9 protein-coding genes are annotated in these 9,886 nt (G+C 42.6%); 2 read left to right on the top strand and 7 right to left on the bottom strand.

The features are described from left to right. Window positions 1–99: 99 nt before the first annotated feature. From RMZ95_RS17270 to RMZ95_RS17245, 6 genes are all read right to left on the bottom strand, one after another. Entirely contained in the window at window positions 100–1,650 is a 1,551-nt protein-coding gene (locus tag RMZ95_RS17270; RefSeq protein WP_322682777.1) for a mercuric reductase, read from the bottom strand. Between the two features lie 322 nt (window positions 1,651–1,972). Then, window positions 1,973–2,419 (bottom strand): YybH family protein, encoded by a 447-nt coding sequence (locus RMZ95_RS17265; RefSeq protein WP_322682778.1) that lies wholly within the window; start codon window positions 2,417–2,419, stop codon window positions 1,973–1,975. Window positions 2,420–2,513: 94 nt separating this feature from the next. Beyond that, window positions 2,514–3,356, bottom strand: coding sequence for a TVP38/TMEM64 family protein (locus tag RMZ95_RS17260; RefSeq protein ID WP_322682779.1), 843 nt, complete (start codon window positions 3,354–3,356; stop codon window positions 2,514–2,516). Further along, a complete protein-coding gene (locus tag RMZ95_RS17255) occupies window positions 3,325–4,080 on the bottom strand; it encodes a TVP38/TMEM64 family protein (protein WP_322682780.1) in 756 nt (251 codons plus the stop codon). Before RMZ95_RS17255 ends, RMZ95_RS17260 begins: the two co-directional genes overlap by 32 nt. 216 nt (window positions 4,081–4,296) lie before the next feature. Next, entirely contained in the window at window positions 4,297–5,007 is a 711-nt protein-coding gene (locus tag RMZ95_RS17250) for a TIGR04283 family arsenosugar biosynthesis glycosyltransferase (protein WP_322674065.1), read from the bottom strand. Continuing rightward, window positions 5,004–5,402 carry a CU044_2847 family protein gene (locus RMZ95_RS17245; protein ID WP_322682782.1) on the bottom strand — a complete coding sequence of 133 codons (399 nt, stop codon included), beginning with the start codon at window positions 5,400–5,402 and terminating at the stop codon, window positions 5,004–5,006. Before RMZ95_RS17245 ends, RMZ95_RS17250 begins: the two co-directional genes overlap by 4 nt. Before the next feature lie 135 nt (window positions 5,403–5,537). Between RMZ95_RS17245 and RMZ95_RS17240 the strand changes: the two genes are divergently transcribed. After that, window positions 5,538–8,258 (top strand): pentapeptide repeat-containing protein, encoded by a 2,721-nt coding sequence (locus RMZ95_RS17240; protein ID WP_409882878.1) that lies wholly within the window; start codon window positions 5,538–5,540, stop codon window positions 8,256–8,258. A 376-nt stretch (window positions 8,259–8,634) separates the two neighbouring features. Further along, on the top strand, window positions 8,635–9,213 hold the full coding sequence (locus tag RMZ95_RS17235; protein ID WP_322682784.1) for a Uma2 family endonuclease: 579 nt from the start codon (window positions 8,635–8,637) through the stop codon (window positions 9,211–9,213). A gap of 257 nt (window positions 9,214–9,470) precedes the next feature. On the opposite strand, the gene RMZ95_RS17230 is transcribed toward RMZ95_RS17235, so the two are convergent. Then, window positions 9,471–9,776 (bottom strand): hypothetical protein, encoded by a 306-nt coding sequence (locus RMZ95_RS17230; RefSeq protein WP_322682785.1) that lies wholly within the window; start codon window positions 9,774–9,776, stop codon window positions 9,471–9,473. Window positions 9,777–9,886 lie beyond the last annotated feature (110 nt).

Raw genomic sequence — 9,886 nt, 5'->3', positions numbered from 1 at the left:
GGGAGGGGTTGGGGGTGGGGTGCAATGACTGTGGGAATCATAACTATTTATCCGGACATGATATCAGCGAACAGTTATCTGACCGTTCGCTGATTTTGCTTAAGATAACTTTGTCAGAAATCCCAACAATTTTTTGGTATTTGATGTGAGGAGTGTTCGACGATAAGCATCAGCTGCTTTTTTAATTGCTTCGGCTTGAGTGGGATAAGGATGAATTACACTGCTTAACTTGCTCAAGCCAATCTTATTCACCATTGCCGTAGTCACTTCTGATATCATCTCACCCGCGTGACTGGCGACAATAGTTGCACCGATAATTTCATCAGACCCCTTTTTATGGTGAATTTTGAGAAATCCTAACTCTTCACCATCTGCGATCGCTCGGTCTACACTACTAAAAGGAATCTCAATTGTCGTCACCTCAATACCCAATTTTTGCGCCTCGTGTTCGTACAACCCCACGTGAGCAATTTCTGGGTCAGTATAAGTTACCCAAGGCATCACCAAACTACTGAGTTTCGAGCGTCCTATGCCAAAGGGAGAAAACAGGGTATTTTTAATTACAATTCGCGCCGCAGCATCAGCAGCATGGGTAAACTTCCAGTTCATGCAGATATCGCCGGCTGCATAAATTTTGGGATTGGTCGTTTGCAGGTAATCATTTACCTTCACGCCTTGGTGCTTGTCATATTCTACACCCACAGCTTCTAAATTTAGATTTTCGACATTTGGCGATCGCCCCGCGCCGACTAAAATTTCATCGACTGTCACCGAATCTCGATGACCGTTAGAGGAAAAGTAAAGCCGTTTCCCCTCAGTCACAGTTACCACTTCTTCCAGTTTGGAATCAAGTACTAGGCGAATTCCTTCGTTAATTAAAACCTTTTGGAGAATTTTAGCGGCTTCAGGGTCTTCTTTATTCAGGAGATGAGAACCGCTATGGAAAAGCACCACCTCACAACCCAAACGCCGGAAAGCTTGCGCCAATTCGCAACCAATGGGGCCGCCACCAATTACCGCCAAACGTTCCGGTCGTTGAATTAGAGAAAAAACCGTTTCATTGGTTAGATAACCCGCTTGTTCAATTCCTGGAATCGACAGTTGTGCAGGTCTTGCGCCAGTTGCAATTACAGCTTTTTTAAACTTGAGGGTTTTATCGCCAACTTCCACGGTATTTTTACTTGCAAATTGACCGCTACCCAAAAAGACATCAACACCCAAGTTTTGAAAACGCTCCGCCGAGTCGTTAGGGCTAATATCAGCCCTGATTCGCCGCATCCTAGCCATAACTTTGGGAAAATCAACATCAATATTATGTTGGGGAATATTAACTCCCAAGTTTTTAGCATCCCAGATTTCGCCAACGACGCGGGCAGAACGAATAATAGTTTTAGATGGTACGCAACCAACATTTAAGCAATCTCCACCCATGAGATGCTTTTCAATCAACGCCACCTTTAAACCCAAATCCAGACCCGCCGCACCCGCAGCCACTACTAATCCCGCCGTACCAGCGCCAATTACTACCAAATCATAAACATCTGCGGGTTGAGGATTAACCCAATTTGGCGGATGAACGTAAGACACCAACTTTTGGTTATACTCATCCGTTGGGCGAACAGTAACTCTCTCTAAATCTGAATTGGTCATTAGCAAAACCTTTTTTAAGAATTGAAAATAATACTAAATTCAACTGCCTTTTATAGGAATTCAAAATTAAAAATTAAGAATCCTGATAAATTTAGGCGGTTCAGTCTTTTATTTTTTATGCTTGTTTAATAATTGGACTTTGAACAAAATTAATTATTTGTCGGCGCATCCAATTCAGGCAGTAACCGCCAAACGATTGAATTGACGCGGTGCAAAACCGCAACCAAGCTCGATAAAAATTAACGGACAATGTGATAAAAAAGCTGCTGTTTCGCGCTTGAGTACAACGACTTGTTAGGCGTAGCTTATGATTCACGAAGTCCTACGGCTTGAGATTAAGCGACGCTTTGCCTGTCTCCGGGTCGAAAGGCACTGATTGATGCTCATGCACAATCATCCACTTGCTGTCAATCTCACGCAAGCAAACAGTCGCCCGCACCCACATTTCGACTTTCCCTCCGTCTGTCAGTGTTCCGCTCACACGATAGAGGTAATGGCAGAAAGCCACCGTTTCGCCCGTCGTGATGCTCAGGTCTAGAATCTCATAGCCGATTGAGCCTTGAAATGAAGAAACCCACTTCTGGACGCGTTCTCTAACCGTATCTACTCCGATATATTGCAGTGGATTGATGACATCGAAAGACAGAATATCCGGCGCGTGATTGGACAAAAGCGCGTTGATATCTTTGTTGGGTAGTGCTTTGACGCGCTCCTCGATTATCGTGCGAATTTGAACTTCATCATTTGGTTTACTATTTTCAGTTGTCATATTATTTTCCTTTGTTCAATTGTTATCCCATTTTCCGCAATTTATTTTGTAATATACGAAGATTACCAAAGATAGCGAAAGCATCTGTCCACCCTTATAATTTTTCTTCTAAAGCTTTGCGCGCAATCCGGGTGACATAAACTGTCACAGCTACTGTAGCAATCAAACCCAAGATGCGAATTGCCCATTGTAAAGTCGGGTTGGTAGGTTGAGTCTCAGTCCCAATCATGGCCAGATTTCCTCCAAGGGAACCAATATAAACGTACATAATGCTTCCGGGAATCATGCCTAGAGAGCCGATGAAGTAATCTTGAAGTGAAACTCCTGTGATGCCAAAGGCATAGTTCAACAAATTGAAAGGAAATATCGGGGATAGTCGCGTTAACAGGACAATTTTTAATCCTTCTCTACCTACCGCTTCGTCAATGGCGGCAAATTTTTTGTTATCTGCGATTTTACCAGCAACCCAACTCCTTGCTAAATAACGTCCGACGAGAAAAGCAGCAGTAGCACCAAGGGTTGCACCGATAAACACGTAAAGAGAACCCCAAACTGCACCAAAAATTACACCAGCTCCCAAGGTGAGAATAGAACCTGGGAAAAAAGCAACGGTAGCAATAATATAAAGGACAATAAAAGCTATGGCTCCTACTGCGCCCAGGCTTTCAATCCACTGCAAGGCTTCGCGTAAAATTGCTTGGGGATTGAAAGAATTTAAAGTTACCGATTCTTGTGCTAAAGCTGGGTCTGTGTTTAATGAGAAACTACTTGCCAATATTAGTAATATTAATATACTGAGGCGAAAAAACTTCTGGAAGTTTCTGGTATTAATACTTTTAACACTTCGGCTTCGCTCAGTGTTAAAGCCGAGCGGAGTCGTTCGCGTAGCGTCTCGCAGAGAGGCTTTAAATATCTGAATGATTGTTAGTTTTTTCATGGGTTGTGATTTCTACTGCCACACTTTGAGCTAATGCTTTCTGAGCAACTTTTGTGATATATACAGTTACAGCAACGGTAGCAATCAACCCAACTACTCGCATTATCCATTGCCAGACTTGAGTTTCTGGAGTAATTGGTTGATGAGAAATGTTAATCATGGCAAGATTCCCAGCTAAAGAACCAATATAAACGTACATCACAGTACCGGGAATAATACCGAAGGAACCTAATATATAGTCTTTGAGAGAAACCTGTGTTATCCCAAAAGCATAATTTAATAAATTGAAGGGAAATATAGGTGAAAGACGAGTTAGCAAAACAATTTTCCATCCTTCTTTAGCAACTGCTAAATCAATCGCTTTAAATTTAGGATGTTTGTCCATTTGTCGAGAAACCCAATCTCGTGAGAAGTAGCGTCCAATGAGAAAAGCTAAGGTTGCTCCAATTGTCGCAGCAATTAGCACATATATCGATCCCCAAAATACACCAAACAGACAACCACCTTTGAGGGTTAAGAGGGAACCCGGTATAAATAGTAATGTTGCTAAGTTGTAAATGAGTATGTAGGCGATAGGCCCAAAAGCACCAAGGCTGTGAACCCAAATGATTAAAGTCTGTAAAAATCCCTGAAAGTTGAACTGTTTAGCGGCAATTATGAGAGTGATAATCAGGCAACTTAGCAGTAGTAGTTTGAGTTTGGAATTTAATAAACGCTTGTTCATTTTTATAAGTTTCACCCTCAGAGGCTCGACGTTGACCTTTTGAGGCTCGACGTTGACCTTCTGAAGCTCGACTTTGACCTTTTGAGGCTCGATGTTGACCTTCTGAGGCTCGACGTTGACCTTCTGAAGCTCAACGTTAACCTTTTGAGGCTCAAATTTAAAATTTACACCTCAAATCCAATGCCCCTAAGATATACTACTTAGATGAGAAAAAGCTTAAAGCCTCTTAAATTTTTCTCGACGATACCAGCTACAAATTCGCTCAGGTGAAACGCCGAGTAAATAAGCAGTAATTACTATTTGATTAAGTAGCGTAGTTTTTAATACTCCTTTTTGCAACCATCTACGCGCTGAGGTAACAACTGGTGTGGGAATAATTACAATGCGTCCGATGCGTTTTAGACGACGCATGAGTTCAAAGTCTTCCATGATGGGCAATTCGGGAAAACTGCCTATTTTTTGAAATACTTCCTTTGTTAAAAAAATTGCTTGGTCGCCATAGGGCATTTGATAAAAATGCGATCGCACATTTACTCCCCACTCTACCCATCGTAAACTTAAAAGTGAGGCATCAATCCGCAACTTAAAAGCACCAGCTACAATCCCAGGTTGTTGTAGCGCTGTGCGAATCATCTCATCAAACCCTGTTGGCAAACGGGTATCCGCATGGAGAAACAGCAGAATCTCACCACTAGCCGCTAAAGCACCCGCGTTCATTTGCACAGCACGACCAGGAGATGATGAGATAACTTTGACATTTAAAGACTGAGCGATCGCTACAGTATCATCACTAGAGCCACCATCGACTACAATGACTTCTATATTTAGATTGGCTTGAGTAGTAGCAATGGCTTTTTTAATATTCCCCGCTTCATTAATAGCCGGAATAATAATCGAAATTTTGGCTGCGTCAATACTCTCACTCATGATTGCTGAGTTTTCTTTTCCGATTGGTCAGGAAATGAACACTCTACCGTTACCTTCAGATTACTTTCAGCCGTGCCTTTAGTTACGTAAGGTATACCTGCTTCACCGCCAACTTTGATGCCAAATTCTAGAGTGACTTTATCAATATTAGCAACAGGGATTTTCTTAAAAGCATTGAGTGAATAAACAGTGTAAGCCCGAATTGTACCTTCAATTGCTTGGAAATTTTGCACTATCTGTTTTTGTGCAGCATCAGCATCCCATCCCTTATCAATTAGCGCTTCTTCTCCCTCTGGAGAAATTTCGGTAATCACTGGCGGAGCATCTACGTTATTTGTGGCTTCAATGTAAATAATCGTGCCATCTTCCAACTGAATAGGTGTGAGTTGAGTCATAGGATAAATCTCGCCTAAAAGAATTGCGTCTAGGGTAGTCCAGCAGTGCTTATCTACAAAATTTTACGGAAAATGCGGTAAATTTCTTGTAGAAGCTGGAAATAATTCGGCACAACTATCATAGGGCTTTGCAGGATGAGTCGAGACGCTTTGGTGGTGGGAATTAATACGTATGACCGCTTAAAATGTCTCAACGCACCAGCTGCCGATGGTGAAGCGATCGCTCAAATCTTACAACAATATGGTGAATTTCGGGTAACGCGGCTACCAGCAGTCAAAGATAAGGAAAATGAGACGATTCGCATTGGTAAGCAAACTAAAGTTAGTTTAACTCAGTTAGAAAGAGCGATCGTTCAATTATTTAAGCCAGATGGAAAGCCGCCAGACACAGCGCTACTGTATTTTTCTGGTCATGGATTGCGGAAAAATCTAGGGATTCAGGAAGGCTTTTTAGCGACAAGTGAAGTCAACCCGGATGCGGGTAATTGGGGATTATCTCTACAATGGCTGCGGCGACTGCTGCAAGAAAGTGAAGTTAGACAACAAATTGTAATTTTGGATTGCTGCTATAGCGGGGAGGTGCTAAATTTTGCAGAAGCAGATCCAGGCGATCGCGGTAAAGGTAGAGACAGGTGTTTTATTGCGGCTTCTCGTGGTTTTGAAGTAGCTTTTGAAGAGATTAACAGCCAACACAGCGTTCTCACTGCTGCACTGCTGAAAGGTTTGGAACCAAAACAAGACCGTTGGGTGAGTAACTACACTTTAGTAGACTTGCTCAATCAAGAACATCACCCGTTCCCCCAGCGTCCCATTTTTGCGAACTCTGGTGAAGCAATTAATCTCACCCGCAAATGGAATTCCTCTGTTGTTAACTCCACAGTACAGATATCAGCTATTTGTCCTTACAAAGGGTTGTCTTATTTTGATTGCACAGAAGCAGATGCTAACTTATTTTATGGCAGAACAGCGTTAACCGACGAATTATTAGAAAAAGTGCGATCGGGTAATTTCTTAGCTGTGTTGGGAGCATCAGGAAGTGGTAAATCTAGTGTTGTGAGAGCCGGTTTACTTTATCAATTACAGTTAGGACGCAGGTTATCAGGTAGCGATACTTGGCAGTTGAAAATATTTCGACCGGGGATTAATCCCTTACAAAATTTAGCACTGGCATTTGTAGAATCAGAATTATCAGATATTGAACGCGCATCACAATTAGCAAAAGCAGAAGAATTAATTGCCAAAGGTGCAGTTGGTTTAGGACAGTTGATTACTGCTGCACAAACTCAGCGCATAGTGCTAGTGGTAGACCAGTTTGAGGAAGCTTTTACTCAATGTCAAGACATTACAAAACGACAGCAGTTTTTTGAATGTGTGCTGGGTGCTTTACAACGGGATGACAATAAACTCTGTCTAATAATTACAATGCGGGCTGATTTCTTTGGTAAATGTCTGGAACAAGAGTATGGCGGACTAGCTAAGAAAATTCAAGAGCATTTAGTAACAGTAACACCGATGAATCGGGAGGAATTAGAAACAGCAATTCTCAAACCTGCCCAACAGGTGAACTTAGCAGTAGAACCGGAATTAGTTTCTCAAATGATTGTAGATGTAGAAGATTCACCGGGGAGTTTACCGTTGTTGCAGTACACGCTGACAGAACTATGGCAGCAAAGAACTGAAGAACGGTTAACCCTGACTACCTATAGCAAACTAGGTGGAGTCAGGGGAACCCTGCAAATACGCGCTACAGAAGTTTATGAGTCATTATCACTTGAGGAACAGCAAGCAACAAAGCGGATTTTTTTAGAATTGACGCAGTTGGGAGAAGGAACAGAAGATACCCGCAGACAAGTTTTGCAAAGAGATTTAATTAGTTTGCAGTATTCAGAAGCAGTGATTAATAGAATAATTCAACGGTTAGCTGATGAGAAGTTAGTTGTCACCAGTACCTTATCTAATCAAATTGCTGTGGTAGATGTGGCACATGAAGCACTGATTCGCCATTGGTTGCTATTACGCAAATGGATTGAGGAAAGTCGGGATCTACTGCGACAAAAGCGGAAAATTGAAGCGGCAGCTATTGAATGGCGAGATAGAGGAAAGGCGAAAGATTATCTACTTCAGGGCAAGCGGTTGAGAGAAGCAGAAGATTTGCATAAACAACAAACTGAGAACTTAAGATTATCCGACTTAGCTATTGAGTTTATTCAAGCAAGTGTTAGACAAACGCGGAATAATCGCTTTAGATCCGTTGGGTTTTTCTTAATTATTCCGCTACTTGGGTCAGTAGTTCTAGGTATTTTAATTGAAAAACAAATTAGGATAAGCCAACTTTGGCAGCAAGTCGATGCTGTTAAGGGAAATGAGTATAGTCGAGTAAGAATTCAAGCACTGGAAAAGCTGATACAAGCTGGTGAGAGCTTAACTAATAAAAGTTTCAGCGGTGTCAACCTCAGCGGTGCCAACCTCAGCAGTGCCAACCTCAGCGGTGCCAACCTCAGCAGTGCCTACCTCAGCAGTGCCAACCTCAGCCGTGCCATCCTCAGCCGTGCCATCCTCAGCCGTGCCATCCTTATCGTTGCCAACCTCAGCGGTGCCAACCTCAGCGGTGCCAACCTCATCGTTGCCAATCTCAGCGGTGCCAACCTCAGCGATGCCAACCTCCGCGGTGCCGACCTCCGCGGTGCCGACCTCCGCGGTGCCGACCTCAGCGGTGCCGACCTCAGCGGTGCTGACCTCAGCTATGCCAAAAACCTGACCTCTGAACAAGTTAAAGCTGCTAAAAATTGGGATAAAGCAAAATACGATAAAGATTTTCGTGCCAAGCTCGGTTTACCACCAGAACCAGCTAAATGAATACTTTGGGTTGGGTTTTTACTTCTACCCAATCCCGCAATGCAACTTTCCGCAAACTTTTTTTACATCATTAATTTGACTAAAAGTCGTTGTTTTGCGGTCTTGTTTGCGTCTATGGGCAAAACAAAAAGATTTATTTGTCAGAGTCAGTAACGATCGGAGATTGCTTTGCTGGCAATGAGTTTTTATAATTAGGCGATCGCACCAAACAAAGACGAACCCTGCATCTAGTCTGAAAAAATGGTGTTCAAGAGCGATGCCTGGGTTGGGCTACGCCTACGCTTGACTCTGAAATTCATTGCTAAGATGTCTTGATACAATTAGTTTGTGGTAAAAAGCTTCATTAAATTTTGATGTCATCCCCAATATAGTTACTATGACAGCGATCGCCATCAACTTAAACCCCATCATCCAACTCACCGACAATCAATTTTATCAGTTGTGTCGTGAAAACCCTGAAATCAAATTTGAACGCAATGTAAGGGGAGAACTTCTAATCATGCCACCCACAGGCGGAGAGACTGGAAATCGTAATATTGAAATTGCGGCAGATTTTGTGATTTGGAATCGTCAAACTCAACTAGGAATTTGCTTCGATTCTTCCACTTGCTTTAAATTGCCTAATAGTGCAAACCGTTCTCCTGATGTCGCTTGGATTAGAAAAGAACGATGGGATACACTTACACCTGAAGAGCAAGAAAAGTTTCCACCTATTGCACCAGACTTCGTTTTAGAGTTAATGTCACCCAGCGATTCTTTGAAAGAAACCCAAGAGAAAATGCAGGAATATATCGATAACGGGGTTAAATTAGGTTGGTTAATTAATTCAAAATTACGTCAGGTAGAAATCTACCGTCTTGGTCAACCAGTGGAAATATTAGAACATCCAAAAGAATTATTAGGTGAAGATATTTTACCAGGATTTACTTTAAATTTAGCAATAATCTGGAGATAAATATTAATTGATGACAGCATCAAAAAGCGATCGCACTTTTCAGAGATTGCTTTGCTGGCAATGAGTTTTTATAATTAAGCGATCGCACCAAACAAAGACAAACCCTGCATTAGTCTGAAAAAATGGTGTTCAAGAGCGATCGCACTTTTCGAGATTGCTTTGCTGGTAATGAGTTTTTATAATTAGGCGATCGCACCAAACAAAGACGAACCCTGCATCTAGTCTGAAAAAATGGTATCAAAGAGCGATCGCACTTTTCAGAGATTGCTTTGCTGGCAATGAGTTTTTATAATTAAGCGATCGCAGCAAACAAAAACCAACCCTGTAGTCACTCCCATCAACCCTGTAGTCACTCCCGTCAACTCTGTAGTCACTCCCGCCAACCCTGTAGTCACTCCCGCCAACCCTATAGTCACTCCCGCCAACCCTATAGTCACTCCCGCCAACCCTGTAGTCACTCCCGTCAACCCTGTAGTCACTCCCGTCAACTCTGTAGTCACTCCCGCCAACCCTGTAGTCACTCCCGTCAACTCTGTAGTCACTCCCGTCAACTCTAGAGCCACTTCCCAGAACTCTGCATCTAATCTGAAAAAATGGTGTTAAAGAGCGATGCCTGCGGCGAGCTACGCCAACGCTTGACTCTGAAATTTGACAGTCGCTACTAGCGCGGCTG

Source organism: Nostoc sp. DedQUE07 (assembly GCF_034530975.2).
Classification (GTDB): Bacteria; Cyanobacteriota; Cyanobacteriia; order Cyanobacteriales; family Nostocaceae; genus Nostoc.
Note: the sequence above shows the minus strand (reverse complement) of the source record. Positions and strands in the feature narration are given on the sequence as shown.

Excerpts from the sequence above, each read along its gene's own strand:
- RMZ95_RS17270 (WP_322682777.1), bottom strand. The coding sequence starts at position 1,650 with ATGACCAATTCAGATTTAGAGAGAGTTACTGTTCGCCCAACGGATGAG.
- RMZ95_RS17240 (WP_409882878.1), top strand. The coding sequence starts at position 5,538 with ATGAGTCGAGACGCTTTGGTGGTGGGAATTAATACGTATGACCGCTTA.
- RMZ95_RS17265 (WP_322682778.1), bottom strand. The coding sequence starts at position 2,419 with ATGACAACTGAAAATAGTAAACCAAATGATGAAGTTCAAATTCGCACG.
- RMZ95_RS17255 (WP_322682780.1), bottom strand. The coding sequence starts at position 4,080 with ATGAACAAGCGTTTATTAAATTCCAAACTCAAACTACTACTGCTAAGT.
- RMZ95_RS17235 (WP_322682784.1), top strand. The coding sequence starts at position 8,635 with ATGACAGCGATCGCCATCAACTTAAACCCCATCATCCAACTCACCGAC.
- RMZ95_RS17260 (WP_322682779.1), bottom strand. The coding sequence starts at position 3,356 with ATGAAAAAACTAACAATCATTCAGATATTTAAAGCCTCTCTGCGAGAC.
- RMZ95_RS17250 (WP_322674065.1), bottom strand. The coding sequence starts at position 5,007 with ATGAGTGAGAGTATTGACGCAGCCAAAATTTCGATTATTATTCCGGCT.
- RMZ95_RS17245 (WP_322682782.1), bottom strand. The coding sequence starts at position 5,402 with ATGACTCAACTCACACCTATTCAGTTGGAAGATGGCACGATTATTTAC.